The organism is Bacillus sp. sid0103 (assembly GCF_019219025.1).
The window spans coordinates 246760-268293 of the sequence record NZ_JAHUWN010000006.1 but is presented as its reverse complement, the minus strand read 5'-3'; the positions used below and the strand labels follow the sequence as shown (position 1 = coordinate 268293).

The window sequence follows — 21534 nt, the reverse complement described above, 5'->3', positions numbered from 1 at the left end:
ATATTTAGGTTAAACTGTATTTGAGTCATAATTAATTCCTCCACATTGTTTTCTTCGCCGTTAACATTGTAACCATGAGGAATTAATTTGACTCATTTTCTTTTTACACAATTATATGGACTCAATCATGTTGTCTGAATGCGGGGCCTATTCAGACAAGTTTACCTGGAAATTGCTTCATGTTGTCTGAATGTGGGGCCTATTCAGACAGGTTTACCTGGAAATTGCTTCATGTTGTCTGAATGTGGGGCCTATTCAGACATGATTACCGGAAATCCGTTCAGCCTGTCTGAATACGATACCTATTCGGATACCGCTTTATCCTGACTGAATATGATACCAATTCGGACACGTTCTCCTCAAAATCGTTTCATCCTGTCCGAATTCAATGCCGATTCAGACACGACTACCTGGAATTTTCCCATAACAGGCCGAATTCCCCAGCAACGATAGGATACTTCTCAAATAGAAAAATCCATCCCAAAACAGCAAAAAAAGAATGGCTTGAAGTAATCTTCGAGCCATTCTTTCCGTTTAGATTATTGACTAAGCTTCTCCGCATATATCTGCATTGCAAGAAGTTAGTTATTTTATATATGATTTAGATACATAACCTGTTGTTTTACCATATTTGATTTTATACCATGATCCGCTTGTTGAGACAATTGTTACTGTTTGATTTTTCTTTAATGAACCAATCACTTTGCTTTTGGTAGAAGCTGATGAACGTACATTCAGTCTTGACACGGTCACTTTTCCGGTTTTTGTTTTAACAACTTTTTTCACATTGAAAGTAGTTGTTACGCTTGAACGGTTTTTACTTGTGTCTGTGGCAGATATCACAACCGTATACTTACCATTTCCTAGTGATGTTGTTTTGTATTCTTGGTTGATAGTCCCTGCTTTGGTTAACACATCTTTTTTCAAGTAACTTAGGATTTTACCGGAGCTGTTTTTAATATATACAGTTACTTTTGCCGTCTCGTTAGTTTTAAAAGAAATAACTGCTTTATTTTTGATGTTATCTACGCTTGCCTTAACGCTGCTGAATTTGGGAGCAGTCTTGTCTTTTTTTATTTCAAAGGATGGCAATGTCGAAGATTTGTTATTACTCATATCGACGGTGATGATCCCTGCATAATATTTTCCGTTAGATAAAGAATAACTGTTGTATTCTTTGGAAATCGTGCCTGCTCCTGTTACTGCATCTTTTAATAAATAGGTGAAGATTTTGCCGTTGCTGTCCTTAAGATAAATAGTAACTTTTGCTTTCTCATTCATCTTAAAGCTTACAATTGCTTTATTTTTCAAATTATCAACATTTACTTTGACTTCACTTAATGTAGGAGCGGTTTTATCTACAACCGGGGTTGGTACAGCAGGTTCTACTGCAACAGGTTCTTCTACTTTAGCATCTCCTGCTGATGGCTCAACTGTTGACGGTTGATCTGTGAGTCCTGCTGTTGTTTGTTCACCTGATTCCGGTTGTGCCTGTTCTGTAGTTCCTGCAGTCGTTTGTTCGCTCGTTTCCGGTTGTGCCTGTTCCGTAGTTCCTGCAGTCGTTTGTTCGCTCGTTTCCGGTTGTGCCTGTTCCGTAGTTCCATCCGTTGTTTGTTCAGTTGTATCTTGAACCACCGGCTGTGGTCTGACACCATATTCCTTTACAATAGATGCCCCATTATAATAAAAGGCAAGAATCTCGTTGTATTTTTGATGTCCGTCTTCGGCACGGTTCTGCGCACCCCATTGACTTAAACCGACACCATGGCCATCACCCAAGCCTGATACCGTTATGGTTTCGTTCGTATCAGTGATGTTTGAAACCAGGTAGCTCAACATCATCCGATTGCCAACCATGGCACGAATCTGTGATGCTGCTACATTATTGTATTCTACTTTTTGCGGGATAAAAGCGCCATCTTCGTCCACTTTATCCTTTGTGAAAAAGTCAACCGTAATATTCCCTTTTGATACACGTCCGCCCGATGTCGGGGTGTGTAAGTTTAAGACAGGAATGGCCGTTATTTTTATTTCTTTTCCGGCAAAGCCATGAGTGGACATCCACGCCTTAATCGTATTGGTAATGGTCGTATCTTTCTCTTTCATTTGACTCCATGACAAGTTGGCTGGATTAAATTGTTGTTTATTCACGGAGAATTTCCAAGCTGTTTTGGCATCAAAGGGATCTTCTTTAATTGTTAAGTATGAAACGGGTGACGATCCCCAAACATTGGCATTCGATTCTGTTTTTCCACCATTACTTGCAGAAAAAACAGCACTAATTAGTCGTCCATTTACTTTGAGGACTTCACCTCTTGTTTCATCCACTGCCGCTGAGCTATTTGCATTCCAATTATAACCACCGTAGACTTGATAATTAATCGTATCATCAATGATTACTGATTTATAAGATAGTGCATAGGTTCGAGCCGCTACTGCTTGCGTTTTTAAGGCTTCGCGATTCCAGCTGGCATACATTTCAGAAGGGACAACACCTTTTAAATAATCTTCTATATAGATTTCGTTAATAGGCCGAACATACTTTGAATTCTCAGGAACAAATTGAAATGAACCTAGATATTTCAGATTGTTAATAGATACATAGTCCGTTTCTTTAGCTGGGATTATTTTTACGTTTTCTGAGGAAAATAACGGTGTGGTTCCATCTAGTATCGTTATTTTTGTACTATCATATTTTACGAGATATGACTTGCCAGTAGTTAACTGGACTGTTGAATCCTCAACCAAATAATTACCTGATGGCTTTATCGTAATCTCGGTTTTATTTCCAAGATAATTAACCAATTTGACTTTGATTTTAGGTTCAATATTATCAGCTGAAACACCTAAATTCAGCATGTTAAATAGTAATAAAAGGGTCAGTAACCCTGCAAGCAATTTTTTCAAAATGATTCTCCATTCATAAGCGTATGAGGTTTTTATATAAAAATAATACTTTATGAAGCTATTAATTAACAACTTGATAATAATGGTAAGTCATAAGTCCTAGATTAAACGTAAAAAAACTCACCAAATTGGTGAATTTTTATTAGCGGGCAGTAATTTTAACCCATTTAGCACCCGAAGTTGTTGAAATTTGATACCAGCCATCGCCCCTGTCAACTAAAACCTTAACTTTTCGAGGTGTAATCTGACCGTTTGATTTAGTAGAAGTGGACGGCTTACTGTACAATTTTTCTACTTTGTTTAGTTGAAGATATTTCAATGGTCTAGGATTAATAAAAATCCATTTCGCCCCTGATGTTGTATTGATAAAGTACCAGCCATTTCCGTTTTTCTTCATTACATTTACGGTTTGTGGGACAATCATTCCGGTTTGTTTGAATGCTATGGCAGGCTCGTCAAATAAATTAACTTCATATTTAATCACTAGATTTGATATGATTGGCAAATAAGGAAGCAAAGAAAGGTTTTCATTTCCACTTTTAATCCATCCATACCCTTTTCCAAATTTAATTTTATACCAATTACCCGATTTTGCGGCTATCACGACATTGTCCTTTATCATCACCCTGCCTATTTTTGGTGCGGCATTATAGGGGAAGTTTTTTACTTCAAGTCCTGTTTTATAAGTTATCTTCCCTTTTACTAGATAGGTAGTTTGTACAGGTGATGGAACCCTGGCATTGAGTTTTGACATAGAAGTATTTATTAGTTCATGATGAACGCCATCTCTGCTTGTACTAATAAATTTAAGACCAGCTTGCTTTGCTACCTTTACAAGTGAACTGCTTACATAGTGCATTCCATTTAACGGCCTTCCCTTTTTATCAAAGATAATGGCATCAAATGCAATCCCTCTCGTATGCGGTGCTTTTGTACTAGGTTTCGCCACCAAAGACCCCAGCTCGTGCTTGCTTCTTTCAGACCGTTTACACTTTGATGAAACACCTGTGATAATTTCATAAAAGTGTTTTTGATATTGATAGGGTCGATAAGCAGAATTATATTTAATCTTCCAGCCTTTGGATTTAAGCAATTGTTCATATTTTATTTTTGCCGAAAGTAAATTTGGATGAACATCCTCCCAAATAACCATTTCTCCCTTTTCCATCCTAAGTGCAACAGGATCTGTTATGGGACTTAAGCCTATACATGTTGCTGCTAGGGCTTTTTCACTAGGAATAATCAATGGGAAAAATAGTGCTAATACCATAGTGTAAACAAAAATTCTAACAAAAAATCTCATTTTTCCTCCTTTAAAGTTATATTCTGATTAAATATGACTATATCATTATATCAAAATTTACATAATAATCTATAATTTTACAAGGAGAAAATACCCACTCCTTTTCTCACCTCTATATTTTCCGACAAATTTCTACAAGTATCGAGGAAAGTCAGCAACTAAAATGAATATATGATATAATAAAACTACATGCGGTATTCTGCGAGTGACCGGATGGGAAAAATTCCTTATCAGTTTAAAAGACCTCACATTTCTTCAACAATGATCCGTAAGAGAATTTATTAAGTAGGAAGGGTGTTTTCATGGAAGATTTTATCGAAACGGTTTATTTCTTAGAAAATCCTGAAAAGAATATTATTAAATTCGCAACTGGCACCCAGCTGCGCTATGAGGATGTAATTAAAGAGGTTTTTGGTGTGGCGAGCATAAATGATTTGCACATGATGCTCCAGTACAATAAAAGCTTTCAGACAAGCATATGTAACAGCCATGGGATTAGTGAAAAGAAGTTGACTCTTGATAAAATCATACGTGTTGCTTCAAAACTAGATATGCTTCATCTTAAGAAGCAATTAATCGATCAAAACTATAGCAGCATTGACGAAATTCCTCAAGACGGTAATTTACCGATTACCCGCCCTTTTGACGTAACAATCAAACTTCAAGAAGGAATCTTTCAATGGGATGACAGTAATTTCTCCTATAATGCAGTTAAGCCAGGTGCCTAACACCTTTGTTGTTAATAAACTTACTAACAAAGGCTAGGTGCCTTTTTTCTTTAAAGGCGAAGTCCTTTTCCCAAAAAACAAAAAGCACCATTCAAAGAGTTTGAACAGTACTTTTTAAATAGTGTAGTTAGTAATCAATATACTTCGGTTCGGATTAAAACAAGCTAAGTAGTTGTTACTCTATTCAAAAAGGTCAAAGTCCTTGCAAATGCATCTCTTGCATAATTAGAATTAAAGGTCGGGTTTGTATCATTAAAAAAGGCATGGTGCGCATTAGGATAGACAATTGCTTCAAATGTTTTACCTTTTTTCTTCATTTCTGCTTCGAAAGCAGGAATCAAGTTAGTTATATTCTTATCTTCCCCGCCATAAAGTCCGAGCACAGGACATTCGATGTTATCAATATTTTGTTGTGGCGGACGTCCGTAAAATACAACTGATCCCGCATGATTAGGATCCTGTGTTGCTAGTGCAGCCGAGAGTGCTCCACCTAAACAAAAGCCAACAGAAGTAACCGGCATTCCTTTTGTCTTTTCGAATGAATTCCGTGCATAGTCTGCTGTATCCTTTAGGACTCGGATGAATCTCTCAGATTTACTAGGATCTAACATTCCAAACAGTGTTGTTAGCGTGGTGCGAAGTGTCTCCTGTTTTTCAGAAGGCTGCTGTAATATTGCACTTTCACGGTCATTTGGATTGAACCATGATGTATGTGGGATGGAATGTAAAAAGCTTTTCGCTTCAACCATCCTCTCCACACTAAGTTCCTCTGGTCGCACGCCATTATCTGCAAATAAATCTGGTGCGATGGCAACGTAACCTGCTCCCGCAAACCGCTCGACAACATCTTGAATATGCGAATCTACTCCCCATACTTCTTGGATAACGAGTATGGTTGGTCTGGGTTCAGTTACCGGCTCTATTGAAGAAATATATGCACGAATCTCCCCATTTGTTCCCTTTACAGATTGCCATTCAGATTGTAACGACATAGTACACCCCATTGCTTAATAGTTTCTGAACCGATAATAATAACAATTCCTTCATAATTTAACATATTCAGTATCCAAATTAAAATAAAAAGGACTATACAAATTAATAAAGAAGAAGTCCAATGGCTATTTTTTGTGGCGTTGTCCTTATAAAAATCGCTCTGTTAAACTTGCCTGTTGATTTCCGTTCCAGGCGCGTGCGGTTCGCGGGCGGTTCACGGGCGGTCCGTGGAGCCTCCTCGTCGCTGCGCTTCTGCGGGGTCTCCCCTGCCCCGTCCTCCCGCAGGAGTCTTCGCGCCTTCCTCTCCAATCAACAGGGTGCCAAAATCAACAATATGCTCTAACATAGCCATAAAAATAAAACCTCCCATCTATTTGGATGGAAGGTTGAGAGTTTTCTAAATAAAAGTTTGTATGCGCTTTAAATCATTAGCGGTGTTTTTTCTTGTCAGCCTTTGTCAATCTTCCTAATAAAAATGCCCCTGCTGCGACACCAAGCACCGTGTTCGTTTTTTTGTTAAAGACTTGCTTAGCAACAAGATTTAGGTTTTGAGGTCGTTCAGCTAGACGTCTCATGAAATAACCGTACCAGTCATTGCCGAAAGGAACATAGGTACAGAAGTTGTAGCCTTCACTTGCCAATTGTAACTGCATGTCTTTTCTAAAACCATATAGCATTTGAAATTCGAATTTATCATTCGGAATATCATGTCTCTTTACAAATTCTTTCACATGATTAATGATTCGATGGTCATGTGTTGCAATGGAAGTGAATTTTCCATTTAATAGATGCCATTCAACAATTTTAATAAAGTTCGCATCAATATCCTTCTTATCTTGATAAGCAATTTCTGCTGACTCTTTATAGGCACCTTTAACAAGACGAATACGGAAGTTCTCATATCTTTCAAGATATTCTTGTGCTTTATGAAAATAAGATTGAATCACGGTACCTACATTTTGATACTCCAACGAAAGGTCATCTAATAAATTAAAAGTAGGCTCTAAATGTTTGAAATCCTCCATATCAATATTCACAAAAATATCATATCGATGTGCTTTATCAACAATTTCTCTAATATTATTTAAACAGAATTGATAATCAATATCTAAACCTATCTGCGTCGGTTTTAAAGAAATATGTGCATCCACTTTATGCTCATGAATGGCGTCGATAACCTTCAAAATTTGTTCTTTTGCCTCAGTGGCCTCTTCTTCTTTAAAAACGAATTCCCCTAAGTTATCTACCGTACATGAAATTCCATGTGCGTTGAGTTCTTTTATACTTTGGATTACTTCAGGTATATTAGTACCAGCTACGACAGTTTGTGCACCTAATTTTAAACCGTATTTTTTAGCTGTACTATTCAAAAATTGATTTTGTGATAAACCCATAAAAATGTCTTTCAACATAGTGATTATCCCCTTGCTGTTGTTTTTACCATCATTATAGCATACGCTTTCAATAAAAATTATTTTGCGAATTTTCCAACATAAAGTGCCTGACACCGGATTACAAAAAAAGGTAATTCCGTGTTAGAGATTTTGTTTTAATACTTTTTCACGAACATAATTAAGGTGTACATACATCGCATGAAATGCTTGATAGGGATCCCTTTTAACTAAGGCATCGTATATGGCCAAATGATGCTCAAGGGTTCTTTCCCGTTCTCGTACTTTAATTTGGCTGTCAATTTTTCTAAGTGTGATATGTAAGGAATCAATCATTCCTTCCACGATCGGATTATTTGCACTAAAGGCAATAATTCGGTGAAATTCATTATCCGCTTCCCCGTAGTTGTCATCTGTACAGTTTGCAATAAAATCAATCGTTTGTTTTAATTCGCTAAGTTGCTCATTATTAATCTTTTCCGCGGCCATCGTTACTAAGCCTAATTCTAAGGCCATTCGTGCTTCCACCATAGCTGGAATATTATCATGCGCTAGTGCTAGCATAACGGAAAAAGGATGACTGCCGATTTTATTGTTAAAAAAAGTACCTTCACGCGTTTTACGGGAAATAACACCTAGTGAATGGAGTGAGCTAAGAGCCTCTCGTAAAACAGGCCGGCTCACCTCAAGCTTTTCCATCAGTTCCATTTCAGTCGGGAGTTTGTCTCCTGGTTTCATCTGCCCACTAATTAATAATTGGATAATACTTTCGACAACTTGCTTGGATAGAGTATTTCGATTTACTGATTCAACAGTTATATTTTTGGGAGAACCAACCATCTTCTCGCTCCTTGGATTTTAATCTTTTTGTAGAACTACTGATATTATACCTGTTATCGACAGCTTTCTACAATTGATATAAAAAATAGCTGCCGAAATTTCGACAGCTGCTTTTGTTTTTATAGGAAATTATAGTCGAAAACAATGAAAATGTTGTCTGAATCCAGCTCCAGGGCCATTTATTTTAGTTTTATCACTCGGCATATATTTTCCGCAGCGAAGGCTAAATTGGTTTCCCCTTTTTCCAAAGCTTCTGTTAAATTGGTCACACCTGGCAAGATCCCAATAATGGCATTAAATCCATGATCATATAATGGTTCGACACCATTTCCGATTCGGCCTGCAAATGCTATGACAGGAACCGAATGTTTTAAAGCAATGCATGCAACCCCATAGGGTGTTTTCCCATATAAAGTCTGGCCGTCAATACTTCCCTCGCCTGTAAAAACATAGTCTGCACCCTTGACTCGCTCTTCAAGACCGGTATATTCAATAACTAGTTCGACACCCTTTTTTAACTGAGCATTTAGAAAAGCAACTAACCCGGCACCTAATCCGCCAGCCGCTCCGGCCCCTTCCATAAAGGCAATTTCTTTACCTAGTTTTTGTTTGATTAAGTTTGCATAAAGAGATAAATTCCGATCAAGTAGTTTTACTATCTCAGGGCTTGCCCCTTTTTGCGGGCCAAAAATAGCAGATGCCCCATTAACCCCAATGAGAGGATTGGTGACATCACAGGCTACATCAATTTTGACTGCGAATATTCGTTCATCCAATCCACTGACATCGATGGAGTGCAATCGACCTAAAGCCCCGCCGCCATAAGAAAGTTCTTCACCATTCTGATCTTTAAGTGAGACGCCAAGTGCTTGGAGCATCCCAGCCCCGCCGTCATTGGTTGCACTCCCGCCGATGCCAATTAAGATGCGGCTAACCCCCTTATCAAGGGCATGTTTAATTAATTGACCCGTTCCAAAAGTGGTGGTTACTAATGGATTACGATCTCTAGGATGGATCAATTCTAAGCCACTTGCTGTTGCCATTTCTATCACAGCTGTTTGCCCTTCTCCTAATAGACCATATTCAGCGATTCTTTTTTCCCCTAATGGTCCTATGACTTCTGTTTTAATCATTTCCCCATTCGACATACTTACAAGTGACTCGACAGTTCCTTCTCCACCGTCCGCCATAGGAACAATCACGCATTCGGCATCAGGGAACACCTTAAGGATTCCTTTTTCCATGGCAAGGGCAGCTTTTTTCGCCGTCATACTTTCCTTAAATGAATCAGGCGCTAACACAAACTTCATACCCATCTGTCCTTTATATTTAAAGTAGAAAAACATTTTTTTATAAAATTGTAACATGACTCCGATACACAAATTTTATGGTTTTCTTACTGTATTCTCAACTTTTATTTGTATGAAAAAACGAGGGTGACCTCACAGCCACCCTAATTATGTTATCGAACTAAACAAGGACGTTTATTATCGAATTTCCAGCCAGGAATTAAGAATTGCATACCGACAGCATCGTCACGTGAGCCTAGACCCATATTGTTATACAATTCACTAGCTTTGATAATTTGATTCATATCTATTTCCACCCCTAGGCCTGGCTTGTCCGGAAGTGTGATATCCCCATCAACAATTTGGAATGGCTCTTTTGTTAGGCGCTCTGTCCCTTCTTGCCAAATCCAGTGGGTATCAATCGCAGTAATCTCACCAGGTGCTGCTGCAGCAACATGTGTAAACATCGCAAGTGAGATATCAAAATGATTGTTAGAGTGGGAACCCCATGTTAGTCCCCAATCATTGCACATTTGTGCTACGCGGACCGATCCCTGCATGGTCCAAAAGTGTGGGTCAGCAAGTGGAATATCAACGGATTGCAAGGAAATCGTATGACCCATTTGTCTCCAATCAGTGGATATCATATTTGTTGCTGTTGGAAGACCTGTTTGTCTTCTAAATTCGGCCATAATCTCTCGGCCTGAGTAGCCATTTTCGGCACCACATGGATCTTCTGCATAGGTAAGAATTCCATGCATATCTTTACAAAGATCCACTGCCTCTTTTAAAGACCATGCCCCATTCGGATCTAGGGTGATTCTAGCATCTGGGAAACGTTCTTTTAATGCTATGATTGCTTTTATTTCTTCTTTGCCTTCAAGCACACCGCCTTTTAGTTTAAAATCTTTAAATCCATAGCGCTTATTAGAGGCTTCTGCAAGCCGGACAACAGCCTCAGGTGTTAAAGCTTCTTCATGACGAATACGGTGCCACTCATCTTCCGCCTCCGTATTACCATAATAAGGTAAATCCGTCTTATTACGGTCTCCAATGTAGAACAGATAACCGAGTGTTTTTACTTTATCACGCTGTTGACCTTCACCTAAAAGGGCTGCAACTGGTACATTTAAATGCTTTCCTAAAAGGTCTAATAGTGCAGCTTCAATTGCTGTTACCGCATGAATGGTGATGCGTAAATCGAAAGTTTGCAATCCGCGTCCGCTGGCATCACGACCAGCAAACGTTTTTCTTACCTGATTTAAGATATTATTATAGTTACCAATTGATGATCCCAGAACTATTGGTTTGGCATCTTCTAATGTTTTACGAATCCCTTCACCACCAGGGACTTCTCCAACACCAACATTCCCGTTGCTGTCTTTAAGGATAACAATATTACGTGTAAAATAAGCACTGTGTGCACCACTTAAGTTTAATAGCATACTATCACGGCCAGCAACCGCATAAACAGACATATCAGTTACAACTGGAGTAACATTTACTAACTTCTGAACAGTATTCATCGGGATGTCTCCAATCTATAGTTTAATAGTTTTTTTATTGGTAAGAGAAGGTCCTTATTTAAACTCTTCCCTCACCTTCGGTAATAACTAGCGGCTTACTTCAACATTAGCTAACTTTTCATAAAATTTCACTAGACTGCTGTGATCCTCGAACTCATGGCCATCTACTTTAAGGGCATACATCATTTCAAGAACAGATGATGTTAATGGCAGTGGGACCCCAAAGTCATGTGAAGTTTCAAGTGCATTGGTAAGGTCTTTAATATGAAGGTTAATTCTAAAACCAGGGTCAAAATTGCGATCTAACATCATTGGACCCTTTGCATCCAGAACGGTACTCCCAGCTAAACCGCCACGGATAGCCTCATATACAGCTGCTGGATCTACACCCGCTTTTTGTGCTAAAACGAATGCTTCGGAAACTGCTGCGATATTAAGGGCAACAATGACTTGGTTTGCTAGTTTGGTAATATTTCCAGCCCCAATTTCACCAACCAAGACCACTGAACCAGCCATCTCACTTAAAACCTCTTTGCATTTTTCAAAAACTTCTACTTTACCGCCAACCATGACAGACATCGTACCATCAATGGCCTTAGGTTCTCCGCCGCTCACAGGAGCATCCAGCATATCCACGCCTTTTTCAGCTAAGACATGATACACTTCACGGGATACACCAGGGGAAATCGAACTCATATCAATATAAACTAATCCTGCGTGAGCCCCTTCAATTAATCCGTTTTCTCCCAATGCAACTTCTTTTACATGCGGAGAGTTGGGCAGCATTGTGATAACGATATCAGATTTTTCAGCGATCTCTTTCGGAGTAAACCCGATTTCCGCTCCTAATGCTTCTAGTTCTTTTACAGCCGTTTTATTAAAATCACTTACTATTAATTGATAGCCTGCATTGATCAAATTTTTACTCATCGGTTTCCCCATAATTCCAAGACCAATAAATCCAATTTTCATCATTTATTCCTCCGGGTATAGAATTTGTGAGGAAGTAAAAATTAGGTTTTTACTTCCAAGTTATACTTAATTAATTTTTAGCCAACAAACATATTAAGAATTAATACACCTATTAAACCAAGGATTGCGAGTGCAGTTGTATACGTTGTTCTTGTTTTAATTGCTTCACCAACAGACAAGTTTAGATATTCTTTATACATCCAGAAACCAGGATCGTTTACGTGAGAGAAAGCGATACTACCACAAGTTACTGCAAGCGTCATTAATTCCATACTAATACCGGAAGCTTGAGCAATTGGGAGAACCACTCCAGCTGCTGTCATAACAGCAACGGTTGCTGAACCAAGTGCGATACGTAATAGTGCTGCAATCAACCATGCAAGTATAATTGGTGAAATATCCCATCCATTGGTTAATTCCTTGATATAGTCAGCGATTCCGCTATCAACAAGAACTTGTTTGAAGGCACCACCAGCCCCGATAACAAGGATAATCATTGCCATCGGTTTCACACTATTTGCACAAGATTGCATGACATCTTTTAACGGACGTCCAACTCTCGTTCCAAGAAGATAGAAAGAAAGTAAAAGTGCAATCATTAATGCGATTGGGGCTGAGCCAAAGAATTCCATTGCATGTCTGAACCTGTTTTCTTCGGGTAAAGCGATTTCACATACTGCTAATATTGCCATAAGAATTACTGGAACCAGTGCAGCTGTAATGCTTGATATGAAGGTTGGCATTTCTTCTTCTTTAAAAATTTTAGAACTTCCAAGACCTTCTGGTATACTTGGATTTAAGTTTTTAACAAAAGGTAACCTTGGCCACATCAAGGCGATGAAAGAACCTACTGGAATGGCAATGATAAGACCATATAATAATGTTAGACCCATGCTTGATCCGAAAACCCCTACTACTGCTGCTGGTCCTGGATGTGGTGGCAGGAAACTATGTGTTGTCGATAAACCAACCGATGTTGGAATAGCAACCCAAAGTAAATTTAATTTTGTTTGACGTGCAATGGTGAATACTAATGGAATCAATAGAACAAATGCAACTTCAAAGAACATTGTGATCCCGAGGATATAAGCTGCAATCAGCATCGCGATTTGTACTCGTTTAATTCCCATTTTCCCAATTAATGTATTTGCAATTCGTTGAGCGGCACCGGCATCAGCCATAACCGATCCTAACATTGCACCAAATCCTAAAATCAAAATCAGATCATCCAGTTGTCCGCCAATTCCACCGGCGATGGATTCCATCATTTTGTCCATTGGCATCCCTTGGAGAAAACCTACGAATATAGCAGCGATGATTAAGGCAATAAATCCATTTATTTTGAGTGGGATCATTAAAATAAGTATGAGGGCAACGGCTAATGCAACATATACTAATGGCATAGTCTTTTCTTCCTTCCGCTAGGAATTAATAGTTTGATATAATTCTAAATCTTTCAATACACTTGCTAGTAATTGTTTACTTTCAGGACTCATCTCACCAGCGGGTGCTAATGCATAACCAACATCAATGCCGACCATTTTCAATCCTTCTTTTAACACAACAGGGAAGGTCGCTTTATCGACACATAATCGTAATGGAGAGAGCTTTAATTGCAGTTCTAGTGATTTTTGTTGGTCACCCGCGATAAAGGTATTATAAATCTCTGATACTAATTTTGGAGCAATGTTTCCTGTGCTAGCAATAGCGCCCGTTCCTCCGTGACAAAGACCTGAGTAAATAAGAGTGTCGCGGCCGGCCAGAACCGAAAATGTCTCCCGGTCTGTTACGCGAAGATATTCAGCCATTTTCGTCATATCTCCGCTGCTGTCTTTGATCCCGATAATGTTTTCAATCTTGCTTAAAATCTCGCAAGACTTAACATCAATTTTCACCTGTGTGCGTGCATCATTTCCATACAGGATAATAGGTAAGTCCGTTGCCTTTGCAATCGCTGTAAAATGGTCAACCAACTCACTTTGATTCGGTGTCAAGAAATAGGGAGTAAGGACAGATAATGCGGACACCCCTCCTATTTCCTTTACCATGTTTGCAGTTTGGATACAATCTCGAGTCGTAATTTCACTTGCTCCGCAATAAATTGGAACTCTTTTAGCTGTGTGTTCAACCGTTAGTTCTACAACACGGCGTTTTTGTTCATGTGTTAATCCATAAATCTCCCCGCTGCTTCCTAAAATAAACAGCCCATGGACACCGCCTGAAATGGTGTAATCGATTAATTGTCTTAAAGCATCTTCCATTAAATTTCCGGACTTGTCCAATGGTGTGACTAAGGCAGGTATAACTCCTTTTGGCTTAAACATCGTACCCCTCCAAATCTTCATTGTAATACACCGTTTTTTTCCAAATTCTTTCATGATGCGAACGTGACTAATTTGTTACAAAAACTCTAGCAATTTTAAATTTTCTTCCTTCTTTCAAGTAACCGTTTACATTTATATTGTATAATTGTCTTACAAATAAATCATCATTCAAATTAATGATTTATTCAATAATTTTTTGTGCAAATAACTAAAGTTTTGTTCGATTTCAATTCCACGTTACATAATTGCGGAGGTACAATATGAAAATTAATAAGGCGCTAGCTCAAGAGATTGCTAATAAAGTAATGAAGGTAATTCCCTATAACGTAAATATCATGGACGAGATTGGGTTAATTATTGGCAGCGGTGATCAAGGTCGAATTGGCACCTATCACCATGGAGCTGTTGCTGCCATCGAACAAGGGAAACTTGTTTCGGTCTATAGTTCAGATGGAGCAGCAAAACCTGGCGTCAACATTCCCATCCAATTTAGAAATAAGATTATTGGCGTCATCGGTCTCAGCGGCGAGCCTATGATTGTTGAGCCATTTGCTGACTTAGTTCGTGTGACAGCTGAGTTATTAATCAACCAAGAATTTTTATATAAAGAGCGGAGAATTCAAGAGCAAATGAAAGAGGAGTTTATGTATCATTGGATTTTTCGAACGGATGACTATGACCAAGCATTTATTAATAGCGGAGAAGCTGTGGGGATTAAACTCGATATTGATAGAATAGCAGTCATTGTAAAAGGAAACAGTCTTAAAGAGCCGTATTTACTAGATCAGGAATTCTGTTTCCGGCTAAGTCCAAATGCAATGTTATTTATTGTTCCTGTTACTAGTGATATTCTAAAGAGACTCGAAGATTTTATCTCAAAAAATAATACGAGGATTGGAATAGGTACAAGTCATTTACACATCGGTAAATCTGTCCATGAAGCCAAAAGAGCAATTGAGATTGCCGAGAAACTAAGACTGACTGAATACCACTGTTTTTATCATAACTTAAAATTTATTGACTACTTAACTAATAAGGATATCGAATTTGAAGAAATCAGCAACTTTTATCGTGAACTTGAGTCAAGTCCAAAAGGTATAGAACTAATAGAGACTTTGATTAGCTTTATTGAGAATAGTGGTGATATGAATGCTATTTCAGCAGAACTCCATATTCATCGCAACAGTTTAGCTTATCGTTTGCAAAAAATCGAGTTGTTAACCAACAAAAATCCCAAAAATTTTATTGATTTATTCCAACTCTTCACAGGATATGTGCTTCATAAAATAAAATATTCAACTATTGACTAAAAACCATCAGATGGAAAAATGTAATGAAATTTTATTTTCTGAGCGATATTGATATTAATGCTAGATATTTGTTATAATAAAGTGGTTTTAACATTATTGAGGAGGAACATTTTTTTATGTCAATCGAGGTAGGTACTAAGGTTCAAGGTAAAGTAACAGGCATCACTAGTTTTGGAGCATTCGTAGAATTGCCAGGTGGAACAACAGGGCTAGTTCATATCAGTGAGGTAGCAGACAGCTATGTAAAAGACGTAAACGACCATTTAAAGGTTGGCGACCTAATTGAAGTTAAAGTAATTAGTGAGAAGGACGGAAAGACTGCCTTATCCATCAAAAAAGCTATAGATAAGCCCGAAGGACAAACCTCGTCTTATTCCCAACGTCCACCACGTCAGGGAAGAGTAGATAACCGTTCTAAAGATTTCCGTTCAAAGAGCAATTTTAAACCAAAGGAAAATTTCGAAGATAAAATCGCGAAATTTTTGAAGTCTAGTGAAGAAAATTTATCTACCTTAAAACGCAGCACTGAAACTAAACGGGGCGGCAGAGGCGGAAGACGCGGATAACGCATCGTTTTAAATACTACTAATAGATACGAAAAGGCAAACATGGCATATGTCACCGTGTTTGCTTTTTTTATGCAGATGTTCTTCATTGGACACCTTTTACCATGACAAAAAAGACAGGAATACCTCCCTGCCTTTTTGTGATTATTTATTAATTGTGAAAATTGATACCGTCCGTGGTAGCTTTAATAATCTCGGCACGAATGACAAAATCACCGAAGTGCTCGCCCACTTCACGTTCTTTCGCATATCGAGAAAGTAAAACGCGTAGTTCGCTTAAGATTTCTTCTTCGCCAATGTTTTCAAGGTACATCTTGTTTAAACGGCTGCCATCATGAGCAGCGCCAAGATACATGTTGTATTTTCCTGGTGCTTTCCCGATAAAACCAATTTCCCCAAGGGCATGTCGAGCACAGCCATTCGGACACCCTGTCATACGGATCGTAATTTCCTTATCGCCTAGTCCATTTTCATCCACGATCGTATCAATTTTATCAATTAATGATGGTAAATAGCGCTCTGCCTCTGCCATCGCCAAGCCACAGGTTGGGAGCGCAACGCATGCCATGGAACTGCGGCGCAGTGCTGAATAATGCTTACCATCAGTTAAACCGTACTGCTCAATAAGGTCGTTTATTTTTTTCTTCTTCTGAGTGGAGACATTTGAAATAATAACGTTCTGATTTCCCGTCAGATGAAAATCGCCGGTATGGACCTTTGCGATTTCACGCAAGCCGGTCTTAAGCTTGTAATTATCAAAATCAGCGACACGTCCGCCCTCAATAAACAGCGTGAAATGCCATTTTCCTTTTACTCCCTTGACCCATCCATAACGGTCACCATTATGGTCAAAATGGTACGGCTTTGCTTCATCTAAATTCCAACCAAGGCGATGTTCGAGCTCAGCCTTAACAGTTTCTAAACCTAATCTATCGACTGTGTACTTAAAACGAGCGTTTTTACGGACAGATCGGTTTCCGTAGTCCCTTTGAATCGTAATCGTTTTTTCGGCTATATCATATAATTGTTCAGGTTTACAGAAGCCAATCACTTTTGCAAGCTGTGGATAAGTAGCAGTATCCCCGTGCGACATTCCCATTCCGCCACCAATTGCTACGTTAAAACCGATTAGTTTTCCATCTTCCACAATCGCAATAAAGCCAAGGTCCTGTGAAAAAACATCAATATCATTTCCTGGCGGCACAGCGATTCCGATTTTGAACTTCCGTGGCAAGTACAGCGGACCATACATTGGTTCGACTTCGTCGAATTCCGGTGTTCCTGCTACTTTTTCTTCATCCAGCCAAATTTCATGATACGCTCTTGTGCGCGGCAGTAATTCATTGCTCAGCTTTTTAGACCATTCATATACTTCTTCATGAATCTCAGACTGATCTGGATTTGAAGAACACATAACATTACGATTGACGTCGCCGCAAGCAGCAATGGTATCCATAAGGGCATGATGAATCCCCTGAATTGTGCTTTTCATATTCCATTTTAAAATTCCATGCATTTGGAACGTTTCACGAGTGGTCAGTTTCAAAGTTCCATTTCCATATTTATCAGCAAGATCATCCATTACGAGCCATTGATCAGGAGAAGCAACCCCTCCAGGCAAACGGACACGTAACATAAACTGATACGCAGGTTCAAGTTTTTGTTTGGCACGCTCATTACGGAGGTCGCGATCATCCTGTAAGTAACTGCCATGATGTTTCATTAGCCGGTTATCATCATCAGGAATTCCGGCACTTATCCGGTCTTGCATTACTTCTTTAAGAGTCCCGCGCAAATAATTACTTCTTTCTTTAATACCTTCTACATCACTTGGCAGGCCTTCAGGCGCTTTTAAAATTTGATTAACCATGGTGAAACTCCTTTCCATCCCAAATCAGTATACGTCACGCTGATAACGTTTTTGCTGCTGCATCTCGGCTAGATATTCTACCGCTTTTTCACGGCTTAAGCTGCCTTCTTTTTCAATAATATCAATTAATGTCTTATGAACATCATGGGCCATATTTTTTTCATCCCCACAAATGTATAGGTGCGCACCTTCTTCAAGCCATTCATATAACTCTTTACTATGCTCAAGCATGCGGTGCTGGACATACACTTTTTCAGCCGTATCACGTGAAAAGGCAACATCCATTTTCGTCAATACGCCGTTTTGCAGCCATTTTTGCCATTCTGTTTGATAAAGGAAGTCTGTCACAAAATGCTGATCCCCGAAGAAAAACCAAGATTTCCCTTCAGCGCCGATTTCTTCGCGCTCTTGCATAAAGGAACGAAACGGTGCTGTACCAGTCCCTGGACCAACCATAATTATTGGGGCATCTGGATTCTTTGGCAGTTTAAAGTTGTCGTTATGTTGGATATACACTGGCACAGTATCACCTGGCTGCAGACGCTCCGCTGTCTGAATCGAACAAACGCCTTTTCGTTCACGTCCGTGTGCTTCATAACGTACAGCTCCGATTGTTAAATGCACTTCATCAGGGTTAGCTGCTAAACTGCTCGAGATCGAATATAGTCGGGACGGCATTTTCCGAAGAATGTCGACAAACTCTTGCGCCGATCCAATCCATGGAGTGAAATCTCGGGATAAATCAAGTAAATCACGGCCATCAATGTACGTTTTTAATTTTTCTTCATTACCTGGAGAGAGAAGTTCCTGTAAATTTTGATTAGCAGAAAGGCGAGCAGCCTTCTCAATCAACGGTTTTGTTAATGTCGTAATTTCAAAGTGAGAGATAAGTGCGTCTTTAAGTGGGAGACTTTCTCCCTTTTTATTCACAGTTACCAGTTGTTCTGGATCCCAGTTCATTTCCTCCAAGAGTAAGGTAACAAGCGCAGGATCATTTTCTGGATAGATACCTAGACTATCACCAGGTTCAAAAGTAAGACCTGACCCTTCAAGCGACAACTCGAGGTGATGCGTTTCTTTATTCGAGCCACGGCCGTTCAGATTAATATTTTCAAGTACTTCTGCTCTAAATGGATTAGATCTGGAGTAGGTAGATTCTACAATCTGAGTTACCTGTTCTTGTAATGGAACTTGGCTGCCTCCGTCTCCTTCTTTTAAGTTACTAAGAACTCCCGCAAGCCATTCAGCTGCTGGTTCATCGTAATCAAGGTCACAGTCAAAGCGCGGGTAAAGTCTTAAACCGCCTAGTTCCTCTAAACGTTTATCAAAATCTTTTCCTGTTTGACAAAAGAACTCATACGAACTGTCACCCAGTGCCAAAACAGAGAAGCGTAGATGATCTAGTTTAGGAGCCCGTTTACCATGTAGAAATTCATGAAAGGACAGGGCATTATCAGGCGGTGTACCTTCTCCATGGGTACTTGCGACGATCAGTAAATTCTCGACCTTTTTTAAATTGTTAGGTTTAAAATCGCTCATCGCTAAGACAGTTACTTGAAAACCATCTGCCTCAAGCTTCTTGGCAGCCTTCTTTGCAAGTCCTTGAGCATTTCCTGTCTGTGAACCAAAAAGGATGGTCACATCTTTTGAAATAGTCGGAGCCGTGTTAGCACTAGATAGTTCTGCTACCTGTACATTCCCTGCCCCTGTAACCGAAGAGAATTGGGCTGCTGCCAAAAAACCGCTCAGCCAAACTTTTTGTGATTCTGTCAACGTAGGCAGAATGCGGTTTAGAAGCTCTGCCTGCTCCTGATTAAAAGGACTGTTCAATACTTGAAGTTGCACCAAAATCCACCTCACTAAGGATTAATAACTTATCGTGATCATTTATTTATCATGACTTGTTTCAACAATTCTTATAATACAAACTTTTCAGTCAAAAAATGATTAATATAATAATAGTTTTACTATTCCTATAAGTCAAGTCGGTTTTAACGAATTAAACGATTAAAATCTAATTCCTTGTTTAGGATGATTGATTATATAACCGTAACATTTAAATAAAAGGCTCTGTTAATGGATAGTGGATATTCATGCGAAATTCACCCTCAACAGAACCTATTAAAAAAATGGCGAAATGTTGCAGCGAGCTGGGACATTTTCCAATTCTTTGGATGTTGTCACGTACTTAGTCATCAAAGCGCCGAATTAAAGAAAATGCTATCGATTTCTTCTGTTTCGGTTACGCAAAAACGTGGGGATGTCGATAGATTCCTCTACATCTTCTCCGTAGCTTCCATTATCATGCGAAGGTTCAACTTGACTTACCGGTTCCTGTATAGGTTGGGTTTGGAATTGGATTCTTGATGGTCCATCCTTTTGGATTGGGGCAGAAGGACTTTTAGATCGTGCCAGTTTATCAACAAAGCCAGTCGCAATTACCGTTATCATGATCTCGTTTTTAAAATTCTCGTTAATTATCGAACCAAAAATCATATTTAAATCTTTATCTGCCGCAGAGGCGACAAGATCTGCTGCCTCTTGCACTTCATATAGACTTAAATCTTTCCCACCCGTAATATTCATGAGGATCCCTTGGGCTCCGTCAATTGACGTTTCTAATAATGGACTGGAAATAGCTTTTTTGGCTGCCTCTACTGCTCGTCCATCCCCTTTAGCAACCCCAATACCCATTAGTGCTGTTCCTTGATTACTCATAATGGTCTTTACGTCAGCGAAATCCAGATTAATTAAGCCAGGGACAGCGATTAAGTCAGAAATTCCTTGAACACCTTGACGTAGAACATTATCTGCCTCACGGAACGCTTCAATCATCGGCGTTCTTTTATCAACAATCTGCAATAGACGATCATTAGGAACAATGATTAAGGTGTCAACCGCTTGACTCATTAACTCAATTCCGTTTGCAGCATTTGAGGCGCGTTTACGGCCTTCAAATCCAAACGGACGAGTCACAACCCCAATCGTCAACGCGCCAAGCGCGCGGGATATTTCTGCAATCGCAGGTGCAGCACCCGTTCCTGTACCTCCGCCCATTCCAGCTGTGACGAAAACCATGTCTGCTCCTTTTAGTACATCTTCCAGTTGCCTTCTGCTCTCTTCAACCGCTTTTCTACCTACTTCTGGATTAGCGCCAGCCCCTAATCCTCGTGTTAATTGTGCGCCAATTTGCATTTTAATCTCTGCTTTTGATAGGTTTAGTGCTTGCGCGTCTGTATTGACTGCAATAAATTCGACACCTTGAACGCCGCCCTCAATCATCCGATTGACAGCGTTATTCCCGCCGCCGCCAACACCAATTACTTTTATTCTAGCTACTTGATCTATATCCATGTCAAAATCCCACATATTAATCCTCCTGCACATCCGTTTAATATTTGCCTCACTATTTAAAAAAATCTTAGATTTATATAGTCTAGCAATCGATTAACTAACAAATGCTCTTTTGTTTTATGTATTATTTTTTTTCTTATTCGTATTTTACCAAAATAATA

Annotated in this window: 16 protein-coding genes and 1 pseudogene; 3 read left to right on the top strand and 14 right to left on the bottom strand. The window is 39.2% G+C overall.

The features are described from left to right. Positions 1–585: 585 nt before the first annotated feature. Both KW850_RS09530 and KW850_RS09525 read right to left on the bottom strand, forming a co-directional pair. Complete coding sequence (locus tag KW850_RS09530; RefSeq protein ID WP_218347322.1) at positions 586–2907, bottom strand: SpoIID/LytB domain-containing protein; 2322 nt, start codon at positions 2905–2907, stop codon at positions 586–588. Between the two features lie 142 nt (positions 2908–3049). Further along, the gene (locus tag KW850_RS09525; RefSeq protein WP_218347321.1) at positions 3050–4210 is read right to left on the bottom strand and encodes a hypothetical protein; all 1161 of its coding nucleotides are present in this window, start codon (positions 4208–4210) and stop codon (positions 3050–3052) included. Between the two features lie 302 nt (positions 4211–4512). Between KW850_RS09525 and KW850_RS09520 the strand changes: the two genes are divergently transcribed. Beyond that, complete coding sequence (locus KW850_RS09520) at positions 4513–4938, top strand: hypothetical protein (RefSeq protein ID WP_218347320.1); 426 nt, start codon at positions 4513–4515, stop codon at positions 4936–4938. Positions 4939–5102: 164 nt separating this feature from the next. On the opposite strand, the gene KW850_RS09515 is transcribed toward KW850_RS09520, so the two are convergent. The 9 genes from KW850_RS09515 to dapA form a co-directional block, all read right to left on the bottom strand. Next, positions 5103–5930 carry a dienelactone hydrolase family protein gene (locus KW850_RS09515; protein ID WP_218347319.1) on the bottom strand — a complete coding sequence of 276 codons (828 nt, stop codon included), beginning with the start codon at positions 5928–5930 and terminating at the stop codon, positions 5103–5105. A gap of 215 nt (positions 5931–6145) precedes the next feature. Beyond that, positions 6146–6283 (bottom strand): hypothetical protein, encoded by a 138-nt coding sequence (locus KW850_RS09510; RefSeq protein ID WP_218347318.1) that lies wholly within the window; start codon positions 6281–6283, stop codon positions 6146–6148. Positions 6284–6359: 76 nt separating this feature from the next. Further along, positions 6360–7343 carry a proline dehydrogenase family protein gene (locus KW850_RS09505; protein WP_218347317.1) on the bottom strand — a complete coding sequence of 328 codons (984 nt, stop codon included), beginning with the start codon at positions 7341–7343 and terminating at the stop codon, positions 6360–6362. Positions 7344–7466: 123 nt separating this feature from the next. Next, positions 7467–8162 (bottom strand): FadR/GntR family transcriptional regulator, encoded by a 696-nt coding sequence (locus KW850_RS09500; RefSeq protein WP_218347316.1) that lies wholly within the window; start codon positions 8160–8162, stop codon positions 7467–7469. Positions 8163–8341: 179 nt separating this feature from the next. Beyond that, positions 8342–9472, bottom strand: coding sequence for a glycerate kinase family protein (locus KW850_RS09495; RefSeq protein WP_218347315.1), 1131 nt, complete (start codon positions 9470–9472; stop codon positions 8342–8344). A gap of 152 nt (positions 9473–9624) precedes the next feature. Continuing rightward, a complete protein-coding gene (gene gudD, locus KW850_RS09490) occupies positions 9625–10977 on the bottom strand; it encodes a glucarate dehydratase (protein WP_218347314.1) in 1353 nt (450 codons plus the stop codon). 87 nt (positions 10978–11064) lie between these two features. Next, complete coding sequence (gene garR / locus KW850_RS09485) at positions 11065–11952, bottom strand: 2-hydroxy-3-oxopropionate reductase (protein ID WP_218347313.1); 888 nt, start codon at positions 11950–11952, stop codon at positions 11065–11067. Positions 11953–12026: 74 nt separating this feature from the next. Beyond that, the gene (locus tag KW850_RS09480) at positions 12027–13352 is read right to left on the bottom strand and encodes a gluconate:H+ symporter (RefSeq protein WP_218347312.1); all 1326 of its coding nucleotides are present in this window, start codon (positions 13350–13352) and stop codon (positions 12027–12029) included. Between the two features lie 18 nt (positions 13353–13370). Continuing rightward, positions 13371–14273: a 4-hydroxy-tetrahydrodipicolinate synthase gene (gene dapA / locus KW850_RS09475; RefSeq protein ID WP_218347311.1), complete on the bottom strand. Its 903-nt coding sequence runs from the start codon at positions 14271–14273 to the stop codon at positions 13371–13373. Between the two features lie 260 nt (positions 14274–14533). Here dapA and KW850_RS09470 point away from each other — a divergent pair, with 260 nt between their 5' ends. Then, positions 14534–15583 carry a CdaR family transcriptional regulator gene (locus KW850_RS09470; RefSeq protein ID WP_218347310.1) on the top strand — a complete coding sequence of 350 codons (1050 nt, stop codon included), beginning with the start codon at positions 14534–14536 and terminating at the stop codon, positions 15581–15583. A gap of 116 nt (positions 15584–15699) precedes the next feature. Beyond that, positions 15700–16149, top strand: a complete 450-nt coding sequence (locus KW850_RS09465; protein WP_218347309.1) for a S1 domain-containing RNA-binding protein — start codon at positions 15700–15702, stop codon at positions 16147–16149. 151 nt (positions 16150–16300) lie between these two features. On the opposite strand, the gene cysI is transcribed toward KW850_RS09465, so the two are convergent. From cysI to ftsZ, 3 genes and pseudogenes are all read right to left on the bottom strand, one after another. Then, positions 16301–18019 carry an assimilatory sulfite reductase (NADPH) hemoprotein subunit gene (cysI, locus tag KW850_RS09460; RefSeq protein WP_218347308.1) on the bottom strand — a complete coding sequence of 573 codons (1719 nt, stop codon included), beginning with the start codon at positions 18017–18019 and terminating at the stop codon, positions 16301–16303. Between the two features lie 24 nt (positions 18020–18043). Continuing rightward, the gene (locus KW850_RS09455; RefSeq protein WP_218347307.1) at positions 18044–19864 is read right to left on the bottom strand and encodes an assimilatory sulfite reductase (NADPH) flavoprotein subunit; all 1821 of its coding nucleotides are present in this window, start codon (positions 19862–19864) and stop codon (positions 18044–18046) included. A 575-nt stretch (positions 19865–20439) separates the two neighbouring features. Then, positions 20440–21388, bottom strand: a pseudogene (ftsZ, locus tag KW850_RS09450) (cell division protein FtsZ); the annotation flags it as partial. Between the last annotated feature and the right edge of the window lie 146 nt (positions 21389–21534).